The organism is Nocardia sp. NPDC051929, from assembly GCF_044548645.1.
Lineage (GTDB): Bacteria > Actinomycetota > Actinomycetes > Mycobacteriales > Mycobacteriaceae > Nocardia > Nocardia sichangensis.
Genome location: NZ_JBIUCG010000024.1, coordinates 67726 through 86576 on the forward strand (window position 1 = coordinate 67726; position 18851 = coordinate 86576).

Genomic DNA, 18851 nt, shown 5'->3' on the forward strand with positions numbered 1-18851 from the left:
CGGCTGTGGGGCGGGAGCAAGGGGCTGATGCGGCTGCCGGACGGGGTTCTGCTGTGGGGCGGGAGCAAGGGGCTGATGCGGCTGCCGGACGGGGTTCTGCTGTGGGGCGGGAGCAAGGGGCTGATGCGGCTGCCGGACGGGGTTCTACCGCCGGGCGGGGGCGCGGGGCTGATGCGGCTGCCGAGCAGGGATCTGCTGCCGGGCGGGAGCAAGCGGCCGGCCAGGCTGCCGGGCGGGGTTCTGCTGCCGGGGGCGAGCGCGGGGCTGATTCGGCTGCCGAGCGGACCGTCGGGCACGGCGATCAGGCTCGGTCCGCCGCGCCGGCGTCTCATGCGACCGGTTCGTCCGCGCAGGAGTTCGCCGCCGGTCCTGTTGCCACACCGAGCGCTGATCTGTTGCGGGAAGTGGAAGCCGCCTGGGCGGACATTCGCGCCAAAGTGCGTGAGTTCGGTGCGGCCGTGCAGGCGATGCTCGCCGGTGCGTCGGTCGCCCGGGTGGAGGGCGAGGTCATCGTCTTCGCGCACCAGCACGCGCCGCTGGCCAAGCGCCTGTCCGATCCGCGCAACCTGGAGGCGGTCCGGTCGGCAGTACGGGCGGTGCTCGGCCGCGACCACGAGGTCCGCTGGGAAGCGGGCGGCGCCGCGCCACGGCCCGCCGCCGCGCCGCGATCGGGCGGTGCCGCGAACCGACCCCGCGGGCAGGCGGGCAACCAGCCTGGACGTGAATCCGGCAACGCGGCGACCCGTGGTTCGGCCGCGCCCGCGCCGCGCTTCTCCCGCCCGAGTCAGGCGAAGAACGCGAACGCCGACAAGGCCGGCGGCGCGGGGCGTTCCGGCGCAGGCGGCGCCGACAAGCGCCCGTATCCCGCGGACGACGATATCCCGCCGCCCGACTACCCCGACCTACCCGACGACCCCGGCCCCGCGGACTATCCGCGGTACGACGCCGGGCCGAGCGCGGGCGACGCGTCGACCGACCTGGACTGGGACGGGGCCCGGGTCATTCCCGCCTCGACCCCGGAAGAGGAGCAGGAGATGATGGCAGCCGCGGCCGATCCGGTGGCTCCCGGCGACCGTCGCGACCCGGACGAGGTCGCCCTCGAATTGCTGAAGAGTGAGCTGGGTGCCACACGATTGGATGGTTGACAACCACCGTTCTCGCAACGTTAAGTTAACCGGAGTTCGCACTCCACGGTAGTATGGACGGGTAGCCGGGAGCTTCGGTACGCCGACGTTCTATGGTATGCCCAGGCGTACGGGCGACCTGGCCGTACGTTCGTCCTGTCTTGCCTGGTTTTGTACAGCGTTAGGAACGGTCGGTCGCAAGGCCGGTCGGCGAGGTCAGCCGCAGCCATGCCGCACCCGCGGTGTCGCCGCACCCCAGCGCTCGGACGGACGAAAGTCCGGCCGACCGCCCAGGAGCGCTCGGACGGACGAACGTACCGGCCGACCGCAAGGAGCGCTCGGACGGACGAACGTCCGGCCGCCGCACATTGAGGAAGGAACACTCCATGACCACAGAGGCCTACATTTACGAGGCCATCCGCACTCCGCGCGGCCGTGGCAAGAAGAACGGCTCGCTGCACTCGGTCAAGCCGATCGACCTGACTGTCGGTCTGATCCAGGAGCTGCGCGGGCGCTTCCCGAACCTCGACGAGGACCGGATCTCCGACCTGATCCTCGGCGTGGTCGCGCCGGTCGGCGATCAGGGCGCGGACATCGCCCGTACCGCGGTCACCGTGGCAGGCCTGCCCGACACCGTCGGCGGCTTCCAGCTCAACCGCTTCTGCGCCTCCGGCCTCGAGGCGGTCAACCTCGCCGCCCAGAAGGTTCGCTCCGGCTTCGACGACCTGGTTCTCGCCGGTGGCGTCGAGTCCATGTCGCGCGTGCCGATGGGCTCCGACGGCGGCGCCTGGGCCCTGGACCCGGCCACCAACTACGACACCTACTTCGTTCCGCAGGGCGTCTCCGCCGACCTGATCGCCACCATCGAGGGCTTCAGCCGCGACGATGTCGACGCCTACGCGGTGCGCTCGCAGGAGCTGGCCGCCAAGGCCACCACCGGCGGCTACTTCGCCAAGTCGATCGTGCCGGTCAAGGACCAGAACGGCATCGTCGTCCTGGACAAGGACGAGCACATGCGTCCCGGCACCACCGCCGAGGACCTGGCCAAGCTGCAGCCGTCCTTCGCCGTGATCGGTGAGATGGGCGGCTTCGACGCGGTGGCGCTGCAGAAGTTCCACTTCGTCGAGAAGATCAACCACGTGCACCACGGCGGCAACAGCTCCGGCATCGTCGACGGCGCCGCGCTCGTGCTCGTCGGTACGGAAGAGGCGGGCAAGGCCTCCGGCCTGACACCCCGCGCGCGCGTCGTCGCGACCGCCACCAGTGGCGCCGACTCCACCATCATGCTCACCGGTCCTACTCCGGCCGCCAAGAAGGTGCTGGCCAAGGCGGGTCTTACCCTCGATGACATCGATCTGGTCGAGATCAACGAGGCGTTCGCCTCCGTGGTGCTGAAGTTCCAGAAGGACCTGAACATCCCGGACGAGAAGCTGAACGTCAACGGCGGCGCGATCGCGATGGGCCACCCGCTGGGCGCCACCGGCGCGATGATCACCGGCACCATGGTCGACGAGCTGGAGCGCCGCAACGGCCGCTACGCCCTGATCACCCTGTGCATCGGCGGCGGCATGGGCGTGGCCACCATCATCGAGCGGGTCTGAACCCCAACCGACAGCTGAGAATTCACGGCGGCGTGAGCGTCAGGCCCGGAGGCGGCAGCCTGCGTATCCACGTAGGGCCGCGAACGCTGCTAATTCACCAAGGAGACACAGAGCTGTGAGCGAAACCAACATGATCGGTTGGGAGCAGGATTCGGACGGCATCGTCGTACTGACGATGGACGACCCGAACCAGGGCGCCAACACGATGAACGAGCTGTACAAGAAATCGATGACGGCCACCGTCGACCGGCTCGAGGCGGAGAAGGACAACATCACCGGTGTCGTCCTGACCTCCGCGAAGAAGACCTTCTTCGCCGGCGGCGACCTGAAGAACATGATGAAGGTCGGCCCGGACGACGCCCAGACGCTGATGGAGGAGCTCACCGAGATCAAGAGCGCCCTGCGTCGCCTGGAGCAGCTGGGCAAGCCGGTCGTGGCCGCCATCAACGGCGCGGCGCTCGGCGGCGGCCTGGAGATCGCGCTGGCCACCCATCACCGCATCGCGGCGGACGTGCCGGGTTCGCAGATCGGTCTGCCCGAGGCCACCCTCGGCCTGCTGCCCGCGGGCGGCGGCGTCATCCGCACCGTGCGCATGCTCGGCCTGCAGAACGCCCTGATGCAGGTGCTGCTGCAGGGTCAGCGCAACAAGCCGGCCAAGGCCAAGGAGATCGGCCTGATCGATGAGCTGGTCGGTTCGGTCGAGGAGCTGGTCCCCGCCGCCAAGGCGTGGATCAAGGCCAACCCCGAGGCCGGCGTGCAGCCTTGGGACAAGAAGGGCTTCAAGATCCCCGGCGGCACCCCGTCGTCCCCGGCCTTCGCGGCCAACCTGCCCGCGTTCCCGGCGAACCTGCGCAAGCAGATCAAGGGTGCGAACATGCCCGCGCCGCGCGCGATCATGTCCGCCGCGGTCGAGGGCTCGCAGGTCGACATCGACAACGCGTCGCTGATCGAGTCCCGCTACTTCGTGCACCTGCTCACCGGCCCGGTCGCGAAGAACATGATCCAGGCGTTCTTCTTCGACCTGCAGACGATCAACAACGGCGGTTCGCGTCCGAAGGACGTGCCGAAGAAGGAGATCAAGAAGGTCGGCGTGCTCGGCGCGGGCATGATGGGCGCGGGCATCGCGTACGTCTCCGCGAAGGCGGGCTACGAGGTCGTGCTGAAGGACGTCTCCATCGAGGCGGCCGAGCGCGGCAAGAACTACTCCGAGAAGATCGAGGCCAAGGCGCTCTCCCGGGGCAAGACCACCGAGGAGAAGTCCAAGGCGCTGCTGGACCGGATCAAGCCGACCGCGGACGCGGCCGACTTCGCCGGCGTCGACTTCGTCATCGAGGCCGTCTTCGAGAACACCGAGCTGAAGCACAAGGTGTTCCAGGAGATCGAGGACGTCGTCACCCCCGACGCGCTGCTCGGCTCGAACACCTCCACCCTGCCGATCACCGGTCTGGCGACCGGCGTGAAGCGCCAGGAGGACTTCATCGGCATCCACTTCTTCTCGCCGGTCGACAAGATGCCGCTGGTGGAGATCATCCGGGGTGAGAAGACCTCGGACGAGGCGCTGGCCCGGGTGTTCGACTACACCCTCGCGATCAAGAAGACTCCGATCGTCGTCAACGACAGCCGCGGCTTCTTCACCTCCCGCGTGATCGGCACCTTCGTCAACGAGGCGATCGCCATGCTCGAGGAAGGCATCGAGCCCGCCACCATCGAGCAGGCCGGTCTGCAGGCGGGCTACCCGGCCGCGCCGCTGCAGCTGTCGGACGAGCTGAACATGAAGCTCATGCAGAAGATCGCCAAGGAGACCTTGGAAGCCGCGCAGTCGGGCGACACCACCCTGGGCGTCAAGCGGCACCCGGCGCAGGACGTCATCGACTACATGGTGTCCGAGGGTCGTCCGGGCCGCCTGGAGAAGGCGGGCTTCTACGAGTACGACGAGAACGGCAAGCGCACCGGTCTGTGGCCGGGCCTGCGTGAGCACTTCAAGACCACTGCGGGCTTCGGCGTCCCGCTGCAGGATCTGATCGACCGCATGCTGTTCGCGGAGGCGATCGAGACCCAGAAGTGCTTCGACGAGGGCGTGCTCACCTCCACCGCCGACGCGAACATCGGTTCGATCTTCGGCATCGGCTTCCCGGCCTGGACCGGTGGTGTGCACCAGTTCATCGTCGGTTACCCGGGTGGCCAGGAGGCCTTCGTGGAGCGTGCCGACTACCTCGCCAAGACCTACGGCGAGCGCTTCGAGGTTCCGGCCTCGCTGCGTAAGTAATCGCGCGCCGCGACGCAACGCCGAAGCCCGCCATCGCTTTTCGCGGTGGCGGGCTTCGGCCGTTTTCCGGCCCGTTCGCCTGCGCGTCCGTTCGGCGCGATAGGTTGGCAGCCGTGCCGAGACGTAGTCGCCATGTTCTGATCGCCAGTTGCGCCCTCGCGCTCGCATCGGCCCCGGTGGCGGCCGCCGATCCGGTGACGACGCCATCGGTGCGTTTGCTGGGCGAGCAAGTCGTCGCGTCGAGCCTGGACTTCGCGGGCACCACCGTGGGTGGCCTGTCCGGGATCGACTACTCCGCGCGCACCGGTGAATTCGTGCTGATCAGCGACGATCGTTCGAACAAGAACCCCGCGCGGTACTACACCGCGCGCTTCGAGGTCGGCGAGCGCGGAGTCGGACCGGTGACCTTCACCGGCACGCACCCCCTGCTGACCGCGGCGGGCGCGCCCTACGCGCCGATGTCGGTCGACCCGGAGGAGATCCGGGTGGACCCGTGGACCGGCGATTACTTCTGGACGCAAGAAGGCGAGCGGGACGGCGCCCTGCTGCAAGATCCGTCGGTGCGGATCGCGCACCCGGACGGCTCCTATGTCGGTGACCTGCCGATCCCGGAGAACGAGCGGATGCGCCCCGACTCCGGGCCGCAACAGAACCAGGCACTGGAGGCCGCGACCTTCCTCGCGGGCGGCACGTTGTTCGCCACCGCCACGGAAGGGCCGCTGCTGCAGGACGGGCCGGCGGCGACCACGACGAGCGGGGCACTTACGCGGATCACCGTCCAGGCGCGATCCGGGCCATTGCTCGCCCAGTACGCGTATCCGCTGGATCCTGTCTTCGCCGAGTCGCGGCCGCAGCCCGGCCGCGGCGCGAACGGGATCGCTTCGATCCTCGCCGCCGATCCGCTGGACCCCACGAAACTTCTTGTGCTGGAACGGTCCTTCTCGCCGGGCACGCCCAACAAGATCCGCGTCTACGAGGCCGATCTGAGCGCCGCGACCAACATACTCGACGCCTCGATCGGCGCTGCCCGCCCGGTGGCCAAGCGGCTGCTGGTGGATCTCGACGACGTCGGGCTCGCCGCCGTCGACAACGTGGAGGGCATGACCTGGGGGCCGCGTCTGCCCTCCGGTGAGCGCACCTTGGTTCTGGTCAGCGACGACAATTTCGACAGCCGCCAGATCACCCAGATCATCGCCCTCGCCGTGGCCTAGTCCGTGCCACGCAGCTCCTCGGCGGCGGCCTGGTACGCGGCAGCCGCCCTGGTGAAGTAGTCGAACAGCACCTCGCGCTGTTCGGGTGCGTAGCCGCCGATGATCTCGCCGATGCGCTGCCGTGCGGGAGCGAGCACCTCGTCGAGATCGGCTGGCTTGCCGATCAATTCGACGATCACCTTCCGGCGGTCGCCGGGGACCGGCGCGCGGCGCACGTAGCCCGCGTCCTCCAGGCGGTCGATCAGCCGGGTGGTCGGGCCGGTGGTCAGACCGCTGCGCGCGCCGAGTTCGCCCGGCGTCATCGGCCCGGCCAGTTCGAGGATGTTGAGCGCGTACAGATCGGTGGCGCCCAGATCGACCGCCCGCGCCCCCGCTTGTCCGTGCAGCATGACCGCGCTCAGGTAGCGCCGGTAGATTTCGCGGGCGTCGGCGCGGAGTCCGGGCGCCGTGGCCTCGCGGTCGGGTTCAGGTGTCGACACGGGTATTCCTCCGCACCTAATGTCTGCTCGTATAAAGATAGTTCTACAAAGAAGAAAGATCTCTGAAGAAGTAAAATATCACGGCAGGTCACCACCGCGCCGACCGGGTTCCCGTAGCCGAGGTGGTTGGTCGAATCGCCTCGGGGTATCCGCTCATGTGGACCTGAAGTGGCGGTGGTCACAACCGAGGCGGCATCGGCGCCGAAACCGCTCAGCGGCGCGAAACACGCGGATTCGGAACACACCCGACCTGTTCGGAAACGTCACCCGCGTGATACCGCACCGCGCTACGTTGGAGTATGCGCAGGCATATCGGACACGGCGTCCGGCGGTCGGCGCGGAGTTGGTCGCCGATGTCGCCGATTCGATGTGAGTGTTCGAGGTGATCACATGAATCCACAGACGCGTTCGGGCCGGGTGCGCCCCGAATCCCCTGCGGCCGAGGCGAAGACGCAGCGGCAGCCGCCCGTCGACATCGCCGACGAACTGGAGGCGATGGGCCTGTCCGGTGCGGTGGAGATCGGCCGCGGCGGATTCGGGGTGGTGTATCGCTGCATCCAGACCGCGCTGGACCGGGTGGTCGCGGTGAAGGTGCTCCCCTCGGAGATCGACCAGGAGAGCAGAGAGCGGTTCCTGCGCGAGGAACAGGCCATGGGCAGGCTCTCCGGCCACCCGAACATCGTCGACATACTCCAGGTGGACGTGACGGCAACCGGAATGCCGCTCATCGTCATGCCCTACTGCACCCACGGGTCACTGGAAAAGCTGATTCGCGATCAAGGCCCATTGACCTGGGCGGACTCGCTACGAGCAGGCGTCAAGCTGGCAGGAGCCATCGAGAGCGCGCACCGCGCCCGAATCCTGCACCGCGACGTGAAACCGGCGAATGTGCTGCTCAGTGGTTACGGCGAGCCGCAGCTGACGGATTTCGGCATCGCCCGCATCCCGGGCGGGTTCCGCACGTCCAGCAGCATGATCACCGGCTCGCCCGCGTTCACCGCGCCGGAGGTCCTCAAAGGTGACGAGCCGACCATCCGCTCCGACGTCTACGGCCTCGGCTCGACATTGTTCGCCTTGCTCACCGGGCACGCGGCCTTCGAGCGGCAGGCGGGCGAGCGGGTGGTCGCGCAGTTCCTGCGGATCACCACCCAGCCGGTGCCCGATCTGCGTGAACAGGACATTCCGCCGGATGTCGCCGGCGTCATCGAACAGGCCATGTCCCCGAATCCGCGGGATCGCCCGGCCAGCGCCTACGAGTTCGGCGAAATGCTGCGCGCGGTGCAGCGCGGCCACGATCAGTTGCCGGACGAGATGGCGCTGCTGGAGACCACGCCGGAGCCCGAAACGACCACCCCGGCAGCCGTGGGCGAACCGACCGCGGTGTGGACCGCCTCCCGTCCCGCGGTCACCGCGCGGCGCAGCTGGCCGTTGACGCTACGGCCCGCCGTCTCCCAGCATCCGGCGGTCGTGCCGGCGACGCCGCCGACGGCCGTGACCAAGTTCTGGCCGCCCACGCCCACGCGCGAGCCGATTCCACGGCCGCGTCTGCTGGACATCCTGCGCGCGGGCGGGCGGCGCAGGTTGGCAGTGATCCACGCGCCCGCGGGCTTCGGCAAGAGCACGCTGGCCGCGCAGTGGCGCGCCGAGCTCAGCGAAGGCGACACCGCGGTCGCCTGGATCGGCATCGACCGGGACGACGACAACGAGATCTGGCTGCTCGCCCATCTGATCCAGGCCATCCGCCGGGTGCATCCGGACGTCGGCGCCGGTCTGGACCAGGTACTGGAGGAACGGCCCGCCGACGCGGCCGCTTTCGTGATTCCCACGCTCATCGACGAGATCCACGCGGCGGGCAGGACGGTCGTGGTGATCGTCGAGGACTGGCAGCGGATCACCGACGCGGGCGCGCATCGCGCGATGGAAGCTCTGCTGGACAACTGCTGCCACCACCTGCGTTTCGTCGTGACCAGCCGGGAACAGTCCGGCCTGCCGACCAGCCGCATGCGAGTGCACGACGAACTGGTCGAGATCGGTTCGGCCGCGCTGCGCCTCAACGAGGCGGAGACCAGGCAGATCCTGGTGGAGCGCAACGGCTTCGACCTGACGCCGGAACAGGTCACCGAAATCCACACCGCCACCGACGGCTGGCCCGCGGCCATCCAATTGGTGGGCCTGTCCTTGCGCGGCAACGCCGACCCAGCTCAGCTGATCGCCACCCTCTCCGAAGGCAACCACGGCATTCGCGAATACCTCGCCGAAAACGTCTTGGACACTTTGGAACCGAAGATGCTCGAGTTCCTGATGTCGATCGCGGTGACCGAGCGGGTGTGCGGTTCGCTCGCCGCGGCGTTGTCCGGGGAGCCGGATGCCGAGCAGCTGCTCGAGCAGGCCGAGCAGCGTGAGCTGTTCCTGCGGCGCATCGAGCACGACCCCGAGTGGTTCCGGATGCAGCCGCTGTTCGCAGAGCACCTGCGGACCCGGCTCGACCGCGTCCACCCGGGGAAGCTGAAGTCGCTGCACCGCAAGGCTTCGCGCTGGTACGCCGAACACCAGCTGCTGCGCAAGTCGGTCGACCACGCGCTGGCCGCGACCGATCTGAAGATGGCGCTGGACCTGCTCGAGGGTGGCGGGATGGACCTGATCGACGGTTCCCGGCTCGCCACGCTGCTGGGCAGCGTGTCGAAGCTGCCGATGCAGCAGGTGGCGTCGCGCTCGAAGTTGCTGATGGCGGTGGCCAGGGCGAACGTCAACCTGCAGCAGTCCGGCGCGGCGCGCAACGCCCTGGGCAGGCTGTCCAACATCTTGGCCCGCGGGTCCACCGGCGACGCTGATGTGCGGGTGCAGCGCTGCCAGGCGGCCGTGCTCGCGGCCTCCGACCAGATCGCGCGCGACCACACCGATGGCGTGCTGGATCGAGTCGCCGACTGTCTGCGGGAGCCGGACGATCTACCCGTGTGGACGGTCTCGACGGCGGCCAACCTGACATCCTTCGTGCGCCTGTGCGAGTTCGACTTCGAGGGCGCGAGGAACATCCAGGAGTGGGCCGAGGAGTACCACGAACGCTCGAAGGATTCGCTCGGCCTGGTGTTCGGTCGCTGCGGCCAGGGCGCCGCCGCCTACGAGCAACTCGACGTGGACACCGCCACGCGCTGTTTCCAGCAGGCCTGGGACTTCGCGCGGGAACGCTCGGGACCGCGCTCGCACGCGGTGCGGGTCGCCGCGGCGCTGCTGGGCGAGATGAGCTACCGCAGGGGCGATCTGGCGACCGCCGACCGGCTGCTCGACGAAAGTCACGAGCTGGTCACCCGGGTCGGTCCGGTGGACTTCCTGATCTCCACCTTCGTCGTCGGCGCCCGGGTCAAGGCGGTCGGGGGAGATCTGTTCACCGCGGCAACGCGGTTGGACGAGGGCGCGCGCATCGCCGCCGACAACCGACTGCCCCGGCTGGCCGCCCATATCCGGGCCGAACGGCTGCGTCTGGGCATGGCGCTGGAGTCCGCGGATCGCCGCTACACCGACCTCAGTGAATCCACGCCGCTCCAGGCGGCGCATCGGCTGACCGGCGCCGCCCTGCTCACCGCCGAAGCCGAGGAACTCGCCGCCATCCGCGCACTGCTCGCCGAACGCCGGCTCGGCTCTGACGACCGGGCGGTGCGCCGCGCCCGCGCGCTGTCCGACCACACCCGCCAGAAGCACCGCCCGCGCGCTCAATTGGACGCCGCGCTGCTCCTCGCGGAATGTCTGGCCACCGCGGGCTGGGTCGGTGAGGCCACCAACCTGCTGCTGCCCGCCGTCGCGACCTGCGCCGACCTCGGCTGGACCAGGCCGCTGCTGGACGCGGGCCCCGGCGTGGTCGGCATCCTGCGCGTGCTGCGCGCCGACCTGCCCGCCTCCGCGCAGGTCGGCGACGTCGAACTGCCCGCCCCGTTCCTGGATGAACTCCTGAACGAGGCGGGCAGCAACGCCTTCTGAACGTCCCGGTCTACGGCTGCCACCACGGGCGCAGCGGTACGGTCCAGTCGCCGTCGGCGGGCAACTTGACGCCGAGCACCTGGTGCAGCTGCACCACGTTGCGCTGGAAGCCCAGTCGGCAGCCCGCCATATACAAGCCCCACACCTTCGCGGTGCCCTCGCCGACCTCCGCGACGCAGGCGTCCCAGTTGGCGACCAGGTTCTTGCACCATTCGTGCAGCGTCAGGGCGTAGTGCTCGCGCAGGTTCTCCTCGTGCAGCACCTCGAGCCCGATGTTCTGGATCTCGGAGATGATCCGGCCGGAGCCGATCAGCTCGCCGTCCGGGAACACGTAGCGGTCGATGAAATCGCCCGCCTTTGTGGTGCGGGTGTTGTCCGGGCGGGTGATGCAGTGGTTCAGGAACAGGCCGCCGTCGCGCAGCTTGTTCTTGATGTAGTCGAAGTAGTACGGGTAGTTGTGCACCCCGATGTGCTCGGTGAGCCCGATCGAGGACACCGCGTCGAACTCGCCCTCCGGCACGTCGCGATAGTCGGAGTGCCGCACTTCGGCCAGCTCGGCCAGGCCCTCCTCGGCGATCTTCTTCTGCGCCCAATCCGCCTGCTCGGCCGAGAGCGTCGCGCCGATGACCTTGACGCCGCGCTTGGCGGCGTAGCGCACCATGCCGCCCCAGCCGCAGCCGATGTCGAGCAGCCGGTCACCCTCCTTCAAGCGCAGCTTCTCGAACACCAGGCGGTACTTGTTCTCCTGCGCTTGCTCGAGCGTCCAGCTCTCGTCGCCGTAGGTCGCACAGGTGTAGGTCATCGACGGGCCGAGCACATGCTCGTAGAAGGCGTTCGAGACGTCGTAGTGGTGGTGGATGGCTTCGGCATCGCGCGTCTTGGAGTGGCGCAGTCCCTCGAAGGCGATCCGCCGCCAGCGCGGCAGCGTCTCCTGCGGCGGCGGGGCGACCGGCTTGAGCCGCTCCCAGCCCAGCGAGCGCGCGATGGTCACCAGGGCCAGCGCGGACGGACGACGGAACTTCAAGCTGTCCATCGCCTTCAGGATCGCGTACGGATCACCCGGGTGCACCCCGCTGGCGGTCATGTCGCCTGCGATGTAGGCGCGCGCCATGCCCAGGTCGCCGGGGGCCGTGGCCAGGTAGTTGATGCCACGCGGAGTCCGGATGTCCAGCGCGAACTCCGAGTCCTCCGGTCCGGTGGCGCTGCCGTCGTAGGCCGTCAACCGGATCGGGACTTCGCCCTCGACGAGGGTCTCGAAGATCTCGGCAATGCTGAGTTTGGTTCCGAGATCGGCGAAGACATCGGAACGGTCCTTGAATGTCGTCATTTGCGTTGCACCGCCTTCGAATACAAATCCAGCAGGCGCTGGTTCGGGTCGTAGCGTTTTTTCAGTTCGGTGTAGGTGGTTCCGCCGTAGAGCGCCGCGAACTCATCCTTGTCGTAGAAGGAATCCGAGTACAGCGACTTATGACCGTCGAATTCGGTCACTTTGTGCTCGATCGCGCGGTTGGCCGCGCCCTCCTGCTGCCCGGGAGCGGTGGGCACGGCCGACCAGAATCCGACGTTCACGTAGGTCCGGTCCGGCTCCAGGGGATACAGCGGCCAAGCGCGTTCGCCGGGCCGCTGCGTGCGGCCGGTCTCGCGCAAACGCAGCGGGCACAGCCAGATCGGCTCGATCGGAATCTCGCGCAGGAACCACTCCACGAAGTCGGCGGTGCGGTCCACCGGCACCTCGATGTCCTGCACGACCCGCTCACGCGGGGGGTTGCCCTTGCGAGCCTCCAGCTTGTCGCCGATGTCGTACTTGTGATCGAGCGCAACCAGCTTCCAATAGAAGCTGCTGCGCCGATAGCGCTTCGGCCAGAACCGGCGGATCCTCGGATTCTGCGTGCCGAAGGCGCGGGAGCACCAGAACCAGTCGGTGTCCCAGCGCCACAGGTAGTCGTGGATGGTCAGGCGGTCGCGTTTGGGCGTTTCGTCCTCGTGCTGGATGGACCGGTAGTAGATGTCCATCCCGGTGTAGTCGCTGACCGGGCCCGGCTCGTCGGTGCGGCGGCCCAGCGTCAGATAGCTCTCCTCGGCGGAGAAGACGACGCCGTCGAGGTAGTCCACGGGCTCGTCCGCATAGACCCGATCCGTGACGATCGTCGCGAGGGTGGCCTCCAGTTCGCGCAGGTCCCGGAAGCGAACGTGCCGCAGTGCGACGTACGGTTGTACTTCTTCCAGCTCGATCTTCAGCCGGACCGTGTAACCCAGCGTCCCGTAGGAATTCGGGAAGCCGCGGAACAGATCGGCGTGCTCGTTGTCCGGCGTGGCGGTGAGGATCTCGCCCGCGCCGGTCAGCACGTCCATCTCCAGCACCGACTCGTGCGGCAAACCGCTGCGGAAGGAGGTGGACTCGATGCCGAGGCCGGTGACCGCTCCGCCCAGCGTGATGGTCTTGAGCTGGGGAACGACCAGCGGCGCGAGCCCGTACGGGAGGGTGGCGGCGACCAGCTCCTCGTAGGTGGTCATGCCAGCGACGTCGGCGGTCCTCGCCACGGGGTCGACCGCGATCACCCTGGTCAGCCCCGAGACATCGAGGCCGGGCGCGGTGTTCTTGGCCCTGGCGCGGAAAAGGTTCGAGGTCTTCTTGGCCAAACGGACGTTGGCGTGCTCGGGTATGGCGCGGTAACTCGCCAGAAGGCGATCCACGCCGGCTCGATGCGCGGCAAATCCTGATTCGCGTGCGGCCGGTGCGTGTCCGGCCTTCCCCAACAGACTCACTGCCACCCCTCGACGCTAGTACGGACCATACGGCGGGGCCACCGCGAGGTCTCGGTCGTGGAGAAATGTCACGCATATGTTGCGAAATGGAATACCGAATCGTCCGGAGAAGTTCGCCACACGCTCCGCCCTCGCCGTTATCATCCGGGGCCGACAGGGCAGGATGGAGATCCGTCGAGACACCGCATCCGGACAAGGAGCTCATTGTGGGACAGGTCAGCGCCAGTAGTTCGATCGACGTGGCGGCGGATCCGCAGCGCGCGCTGGAGGCCATCGCCGACTACGACACGGTGCGTCCGCGCATCCTCTCGTCGCACTACCGCGACTACAAGGTGGTCGAAGGGGGCAAGGGCGCGGGCACCGTCGCGGAATGGACGTTGCAGGCCACCGAGAAGCGCTCGCGCAACGTGCACGCGGTCGTCTCGGTGTCCGATTCCATTGTCACCGAGCGCGACTCGAATTCGACCTTGGTGAACACCTGGACCGTCACCCCGGAGGGCGCGGGCGCGCGAGTCACGCTGCGCACCACGTGGAAGGGCGCGGGCGGCGTCGCGGGCATCTTCGAGGGCATCTTCGCGCCGCTCGGCCTGAAGAAGATCCAGGCCGAGGTGCTCGGCAACCTCCAGCGCGAACTGGCCTGATCGTACGGCCGCGACGACGGCCATGGCCGTCGTCGCGGTCTGCTCGGTCTATTCGGCCGCGATGTCGAAGAGGTTCCCCTCGGGATCGGCCAGCGTCGTCCACTTCATGCCCCACTCGTCGAAGTCGGCGACGTGCTTCGCGCCGAGCTCGATCGCGCGCGCGACCTCGTCCCGGCCGGAAGCGAGCAGGTCGAGGTGGATGACGTTCTTGCCGGGGTTCTTGTCGGGCACGCGGATGAACATCAGCGGGGTCGCGGCGTCCGCGGTCCGGCCGACGGTGGCGAACTCCGGGGTGGGGTCGGGATCGACGGGCGTCTCCAGCAACTGTGACCAGAATTCGGCGAGCGCGCCCGCGTTCGCACAATCGATGGTGACGTGGGCGATCGAGATCGTCATGGATATCTCCTTTTATGGTTGGGCGACGGGCCAGCACACTTCGGTCCGGTAGCCGGCCGGTTCATCGGACGTGTCCGGTCCGAGCAGGTACATCTCGCGGATCGGCTCGGGCAGCGCGACAGCGTGTTCGGCGACGTGACTGCCCAGTGCGCCGTAGGTCCGGTCGAAATCGTCGAACGGGCCCTCGTGCACGGCGACGGCGAAACGGCGCGCGGGTAGCTCGATGAGTGAAAGCATTGCCGGCAGCACCACATCCGTGTCGGCGACTGGGACGAACGCGACTACTTCGCCTTCGTCCTGCTCGAAGAAGTCGGTGCTGTAGGTGGCGCCGGCGACGCCCGCAGGCGCGATGCTCGCGGCGGCCAGTGACTCGTACAACGCCTGGAACGTCGAAGCGCACCACTCGCCGATGTGTTCGCGCGCCACCGTCGCGCCGATCGCCGCCGCCGGGAACGCCCCGACCACGCGATACTCCACGGCGATCGGAGCCGATGGCGTCAGCAGCGCGCGCAACGAGGCCACGACCGCGCGGGTGCGGGTCAGCTCGGCTTCCATGCGCTCCAGATGCGCCCGCAGCGTGGCGTCACGGGTGTTCTCGTCCGGCGCGGCCAGCACGGCGCGGATCTCCGGAACCGGCATGTCCAGCTCGCGCAGCCGCCGGATCAACTGTGCCTGCGTCACCTGCGCCGTCGCGTACCGCCGATAGCCCGAACTCGCGTCTATGCCGGCCGGAGCGAGCAGACCGATCTCGTGGTAGTAGCGCAACGTCTTCACGCTGAGATTGCTCAGCCTGGAGAATTCCCCGATGGGGACGGTGGCCGTCATGGCACCAGCCAACACCCTCCAGTGACGGGAGGGTCAAACGACACCCGCTGTTCAGGCGAGCGCGAAGGTCAGCAGCAGGGTGGTCTGGAACATGCCGCGCCACCACGAGTAGCCGAACCACACACCGGGAGTGACTTCCCGGATCTCGTCGTAGACCTGCGGCGTCGGCGAGGGCGCGTAGTTCAGTGCCCAGGTCGGCTGCCCATCGGTCAGGGCGGGCGCGACGTAGACGTCGGCGCCCCAGGCCTCGAAGCCCGCACCGGTGAGGCGGTTCATCAGGAAGCCGCCGTCCGGGCCGGTGTAGAAGGTCTTGCCGATCCACAGCGGGGGCGCGATGGCCTGCATGACCGGCGGGCGAGTGACCCAGCCCGATTTCACGCCGACCGGAACGGCGCCGAGCGGTGCGGCGCGGAAGATCGCGTCCTGCTGCTCCGGCGAGCACCGGGAACGCAGCGAATCGAGCGTCGCGGCCTTGTCGTCCGGGTAGAGGACGCAGCCGCCCCCGTAGTCGGCGGCCGCCGGGGTCGTCTGGGGCTCGTCTGCCCCTTGCGCGTCGATCACTCCGGGCGTGTCGGTGATCTCCGTATCCGCGGACGCCGCTGCGCCGAGAAAGATGCTGGGAACACCGAGCGTGAGCACCAGGGTGCTCAGGAAACGTGCACGAACTGCGATCATCATTGGCTCCAGATTTGCACACCGCTTTCCGACTCGGTGTCGATGGTAAGGCGCGCATGGTCGGTTCCGATCGGAACTACCCAACCTGTTATCCGCCATGCGCGCTGTTATCCGTCCTGCGCCGCGGACCTGGGACCGTCGGGCCGCGCCGGGGACCGGCCGCGGCAGGACTAGGCTGGCCCGTGACACCTTCTTCAGAGAGGACGCTCCCGTGCAGCCAGGTGGCCAGTTCGATATGCAACAGTTGCTCGCCCAGGCGCAGCAGATGCAGCAGGCGGTGATGGAAGCCCAGGCCGAGATCGCGGCGACCGAGGTGGACGGCGCTGCCGGCGGTGGCTTGGTGCAGGTCAGGCTGAAGGCGAGCGGTGAGGTGGTGTCGCTGACCATCGACCCGAAGGCCGTGGATCCCGACGATGTCGAGACATTGCAGGATTTGGTTATCGGTGCGGTCAACGACGCGATGGCCAACGCGCAGCGCATCGCCGCCGAACGGCTCGGACCCCTGTCCGGTGGCTTCGGCGGCGGCGGTTCGCTGCCCGGTTTCTGAGCCGAGGCAGCAGTTGTACGAGGGTCCGGTCCAGGATCTGATCGACGAATTGGGCAAGCTGCCCGGCGTCGGTCCGAAGAGCGCGCAGCGCATCGCCTTTCATCTGCTCCAGGTGGAGCCGCCGGAGATCGATCGGCTGCAGGCCGCGCTGCAGAAGGTGCGTGACGGGGTGCAGTTCTGCGTGACATGCGGAACGGTGTCCGACGGCGAGCTGTGCCGCATCTGCGCCGACCCGCGCCGGGACCGGACCATGATCTGCGTGGTCGAGGAACCCAAGGACGTGCAGGCGATCGAGCGCACCAGGGAGTTCCGCGGTCGCTACCACGTGCTCGGCGGCGCGCTCGATCCGCTCAGCGGTGTCGGCCCCGACCAGCTGCGGATCCGGGAACTCCTGGCGCGTATCGGAAACCAGGAGGACGGCGTCGACGTCAGCGAGGTGATCATCGCGACGGACCCGAACACCGAGGGCGAGGCCACCGCCACCTACCTGGTCCGGATGCTGCGCGACTTCCCGGGTCTGAGCGTGACCAGGCTGGCCTCGGGCCTGCCGATGGGCGGCGACCTCGAATTCGCCGACGAGCTCACCCTCGGGCGCGCGCTGTCCGGCCGCCGCGCGCTATAGCTCGCGAAAACGCCTCCCGCGACGGGGATTGCGCCGCGCCGGGCGTGCGTTACCGTGTCGGGGATGAGCATCGAATTCGTGCTGACGACGCTCGTCATCGTCGCCACCCCCGGCACCGGTGTGCTGTTCACGTTGGCGGCGGGGCTGTCTCGCGGTGTGCGAGCCGCGGTGATCGCGGCCTTCGGCTGCACGCTCGGCATCGTTCCGCACATGATCGCGGCGATCACGGGTCTGGCCGCGCTGCTCAACGCCAGCGCGGTCGCGTTCCAGACGCTGAAGTACCTCGGCGTCGGCTATCTGGTGTACATGGCCTGGACCACGTTCCGGGACAAGGGCGCGCTCGCCGTGCCGGAACAGACCGGGCGCACCGCACCCTCGGCGCGGAAGGTGATCACCTCGGCGGTGCTGCTGAACCTTCTCAACCCCAAGCTGACCATCTTCTTCTTCGCGTTCCTGCCGCAGTTCGTGCCCGGCGGCGCGCCGAACGCACTGGCGCGCATGCTCGAACTGAGCGGCATCTTCATGCTCGCCACCCTGGTGGTGTTCGCGGTGTACGGCGCGTGTGCCGCCGCCGTCCGCGACCAGGTCATTTCCCGTCCCGTCGTGGTCACCTGGATGCGCCGGGTCTTCGGCGCGTCGTTCCTCGCGCTGGCGGGCCGGTTGGCCACCCAGAACCAGTGACCGGGTTCAGAGGTCGACGCGCGACCAGGGCAGGCCGGGGAACCGGCTGCGGTCGTCGTTGGCCCAGCCCCAGATGAGGGCGGCTACGGTGGCGGGATCGGAGATGGTTGTGCCGAAATGCTTGTCGGGGGAGCCGTCCCGGTATTCCACGGTGTAGGCGCCGGAGTTCTCCCGGTAGGTCTGGATGTAGAACTGCTCGCCGCGTTCGACGACGAGGTACGGGTTGGGCGGGGCCAGCTCCGGAATCCACTGCTGGACCAGCGCTTCGGTCAGGTACGGGAACTCGCCCGCGCCGCCGTGCGTGACGATGGCCTCGACGTGCTCGGCGGGATCGATCAGCCAGGCCAGTTGCGGGTCGTAGACGGCATAGTTCAGCGGTGTGGCGAGTTCGAACAGCAAGTGGCGGACGAAGCCGACCGCGTCGTAGGGGCACGGCACATGCAGTGCCGCACCGGTGGCCGCGCCGCCGACCGGCACGGTGCTGAGGAAGTTGTCCTCCTCGGGCAGTTCCGCGTTGCGTCTGTTCAGTTCGGCCGCGATCTGCGCGACCGCCCCCGACTCGGGGACGCCCTGCTGGGTGCTCAGGTAGGCGTCGACCTCCGCGATCGACGATGCGACACCGGACGGCAGCAACACGTGGTCATAGCTCACCGGGCCAGGGTACGGAACCGCTCAGGCGCGGCGCCGGGCCGTCTCGCCGTCGCCACACCGGCAGCCGCCCGCGAGGTTTCGGCAATCGAGGACGAAGGCGTGCCTGGCGTGGCTGAGCTCCAGGCAGTGTTCGTCGGTGCATTCGGCGATCCGGCTCACGTGCACGATCAGGGTTCCGTGGCAGTGGTCGAACGCGGATTCGCAAGACGAACAGTCTGATCTACGCATAATGACCTCCTGACGAGATCGTTGTCGTCGTTCGGTGATACCACCGGTGCGGGCGCCACGGTGGGACCCGGGACCGTGTGTCGCCGCGCCCGATGTTGAGCAAATATTTAGCAAACAGTTGTCGCCGCACAGCGTTTTACCCGTTATGACCCCTGCTACATGCGAA

At 68.2% G+C, this 18851-nt stretch carries 17 protein-coding genes and 1 pseudogene; 9 read left to right on the forward strand and 9 right to left on the reverse strand.

Annotated features, from left to right (window positions below; all coding sequences use genetic code 11):
• A pseudogene (locus ACIHAX_RS29445) lies at nt 1-332 on the reverse strand (hypothetical protein); the annotation flags it as partial.
• A 72-nt stretch (nt 333-404) separates the two neighbouring features.
• Between ACIHAX_RS29445 and ACIHAX_RS29450 the strand changes: the two are divergent.
• The 4 genes from ACIHAX_RS29450 to ACIHAX_RS29465 all read left to right on the forward strand — a co-directional run bounded on the left by ACIHAX_RS29450 (nt 405) and on the right by ACIHAX_RS29465 (nt 6202).
• Nucleotides 405-1145, forward strand: coding sequence for a DNA polymerase III subunit gamma/tau (locus tag ACIHAX_RS29450; RefSeq protein ID WP_355078735.1), 741 nt, complete (start codon nt 405-407; stop codon nt 1143-1145).
• Between the two features lie 365 nt (nt 1146-1510).
• Complete coding sequence (locus ACIHAX_RS29455) at nt 1511-2725, forward strand: acetyl-CoA C-acetyltransferase (protein ID WP_355078734.1); 1215 nt, start codon at nt 1511-1513, stop codon at nt 2723-2725.
• 115 nt (nt 2726-2840) lie between these two features.
• Complete coding sequence (locus ACIHAX_RS29460; protein ID WP_364435931.1) at nt 2841-4991, forward strand: 3-hydroxyacyl-CoA dehydrogenase NAD-binding domain-containing protein; 2151 nt, start codon at nt 2841-2843, stop codon at nt 4989-4991.
• Nucleotides 4992-5104: 113 nt separating this feature from the next.
• On the forward strand, nt 5105-6202 hold the full coding sequence (locus ACIHAX_RS29465) for an esterase-like activity of phytase family protein (protein ID WP_397280811.1): 1098 nt from the start codon (nt 5105-5107) through the stop codon (nt 6200-6202).
• Here ACIHAX_RS29465 and ACIHAX_RS29470 read toward each other — a convergent pair.
• Nucleotides 6199-6681, reverse strand: a complete 483-nt coding sequence (locus ACIHAX_RS29470; RefSeq protein WP_356963420.1) for a MarR family transcriptional regulator — start codon at nt 6679-6681, stop codon at nt 6199-6201. The genes ACIHAX_RS29465 and ACIHAX_RS29470 overlap by 4 nt on opposite strands.
• A gap of 390 nt (nt 6682-7071) precedes the next feature.
• Between ACIHAX_RS29470 and ACIHAX_RS29475 the strand changes: the two genes are divergently transcribed.
• Nucleotides 7072-10653 (forward strand): protein kinase, encoded by a 3582-nt coding sequence (locus tag ACIHAX_RS29475; protein ID WP_355078730.1) that lies wholly within the window; start codon nt 7072-7074, stop codon nt 10651-10653.
• Nucleotides 10654-10663: 10 nt separating this feature from the next.
• Here the strand turns inward: ACIHAX_RS29475 and ACIHAX_RS29480 are convergent, their stop codons facing one another.
• Nucleotides 10664-11980: a class I SAM-dependent methyltransferase gene (locus ACIHAX_RS29480; RefSeq protein ID WP_355078729.1), complete on the reverse strand. Its 1317-nt coding sequence runs from the start codon at nt 11978-11980 to the stop codon at nt 10664-10666.
• Complete coding sequence (locus ACIHAX_RS29485; RefSeq protein WP_397280867.1) at nt 11977-13419, reverse strand: FAD-binding oxidoreductase; 1443 nt, start codon at nt 13417-13419, stop codon at nt 11977-11979. Before ACIHAX_RS29485 ends, ACIHAX_RS29480 begins: the two co-directional genes overlap by 4 nt.
• Before the next feature lie 206 nt (nt 13420-13625).
• Between ACIHAX_RS29485 and ACIHAX_RS29490 the strand changes: the two genes are divergently transcribed.
• Entirely contained in the window at nt 13626-14060 is a 435-nt protein-coding gene (locus ACIHAX_RS29490; protein ID WP_355078728.1) for an SRPBCC family protein, read from the forward strand.
• Nucleotides 14061-14108: 48 nt separating this feature from the next.
• Here ACIHAX_RS29490 and ACIHAX_RS29495 read toward each other — a convergent pair whose 3' ends face one another.
• Genes ACIHAX_RS29495 through ACIHAX_RS29505 form a run of 3 tightly spaced genes read right to left on the reverse strand, consistent with a single transcriptional unit; the run spans nt 14109 to nt 15956 of the window.
• Nucleotides 14109-14456 carry a VOC family protein gene (locus ACIHAX_RS29495; protein WP_397280814.1) on the reverse strand — a complete coding sequence of 116 codons (348 nt, stop codon included), beginning with the start codon at nt 14454-14456 and terminating at the stop codon, nt 14109-14111.
• 12 nt (nt 14457-14468) lie between these two features.
• On the reverse strand, nt 14469-15281 hold the full coding sequence (locus ACIHAX_RS29500; RefSeq protein ID WP_364435920.1) for a MerR family transcriptional regulator: 813 nt from the start codon (nt 15279-15281) through the stop codon (nt 14469-14471).
• Nucleotides 15282-15332: 51 nt separating this feature from the next.
• A complete protein-coding gene (locus ACIHAX_RS29505; protein WP_356963423.1) occupies nt 15333-15956 on the reverse strand; it encodes a hypothetical protein in 624 nt (207 codons plus the stop codon).
• 211 nt (nt 15957-16167) lie between these two features.
• On the opposite strand from ACIHAX_RS29505, the gene ACIHAX_RS29510 reads away from it, so the two are divergent.
• From ACIHAX_RS29510 to ACIHAX_RS29520, 3 genes are all read left to right on the forward strand, one after another.
• Nucleotides 16168-16503, forward strand: coding sequence for a YbaB/EbfC family nucleoid-associated protein (locus ACIHAX_RS29510; protein WP_355078724.1), 336 nt, complete (start codon nt 16168-16170; stop codon nt 16501-16503).
• A 13-nt stretch (nt 16504-16516) separates the two neighbouring features.
• Nucleotides 16517-17125, forward strand: a complete 609-nt coding sequence (gene recR / locus ACIHAX_RS29515; protein WP_063018922.1) for a recombination mediator RecR — start codon at nt 16517-16519, stop codon at nt 17123-17125.
• A gap of 63 nt (nt 17126-17188) precedes the next feature.
• Nucleotides 17189-17806 (forward strand): LysE family translocator, encoded by a 618-nt coding sequence (locus ACIHAX_RS29520; protein ID WP_356963424.1) that lies wholly within the window; start codon nt 17189-17191, stop codon nt 17804-17806.
• A gap of 6 nt (nt 17807-17812) precedes the next feature.
• Here ACIHAX_RS29520 and ACIHAX_RS29525 read toward each other — a convergent pair whose 3' ends face one another.
• Nucleotides 17813-18457 (reverse strand): hypothetical protein, encoded by a 645-nt coding sequence (locus ACIHAX_RS29525; protein WP_355078722.1) that lies wholly within the window; start codon nt 18455-18457, stop codon nt 17813-17815.
• Nucleotides 18458-18478: 21 nt separating this feature from the next.
• The gene (locus ACIHAX_RS29530; RefSeq protein ID WP_364435912.1) at nt 18479-18685 is read right to left on the reverse strand and encodes a hypothetical protein; all 207 of its coding nucleotides are present in this window, start codon (nt 18683-18685) and stop codon (nt 18479-18481) included.
• Nucleotides 18686-18851 lie beyond the last annotated feature (166 nt).

Bases quoted from the DNA above. Each gene is read 5' to 3' on its own strand.
- ACIHAX_RS29455 (WP_355078734.1), top strand. From the start codon at position 1,511: ATGACCACAGAGGCCTACATTTACGAGGCCATCCGCACTCCGCGCGGC.
- ACIHAX_RS29475 (WP_355078730.1), top strand. From the start codon at position 7,072: ATGAATCCACAGACGCGTTCGGGCCGGGTGCGCCCCGAATCCCCTGCG.
- ACIHAX_RS29480 (WP_355078729.1), bottom strand. From the start codon at position 11,980: ATGACGACATTCAAGGACCGTTCCGATGTCTTCGCCGATCTCGGAACC.
- ACIHAX_RS29495 (WP_397280814.1), bottom strand. From the start codon at position 14,456: ATGACGATCTCGATCGCCCACGTCACCATCGATTGTGCGAACGCGGGC.
- ACIHAX_RS29500 (WP_364435920.1), bottom strand. From the start codon at position 15,281: ATGACGGCCACCGTCCCCATCGGGGAATTCTCCAGGCTGAGCAATCTC.
- ACIHAX_RS29505 (WP_356963423.1), bottom strand. From the start codon at position 15,956: ATGATCGCAGTTCGTGCACGTTTCCTGAGCACCCTGGTGCTCACGCTC.
- ACIHAX_RS29520 (WP_356963424.1), top strand. From the start codon at position 17,189: ATGAGCATCGAATTCGTGCTGACGACGCTCGTCATCGTCGCCACCCCC.
- ACIHAX_RS29530 (WP_364435912.1), bottom strand. From the start codon at position 18,685: ATGCGTAGATCAGACTGTTCGTCTTGCGAATCCGCGTTCGACCACTGC.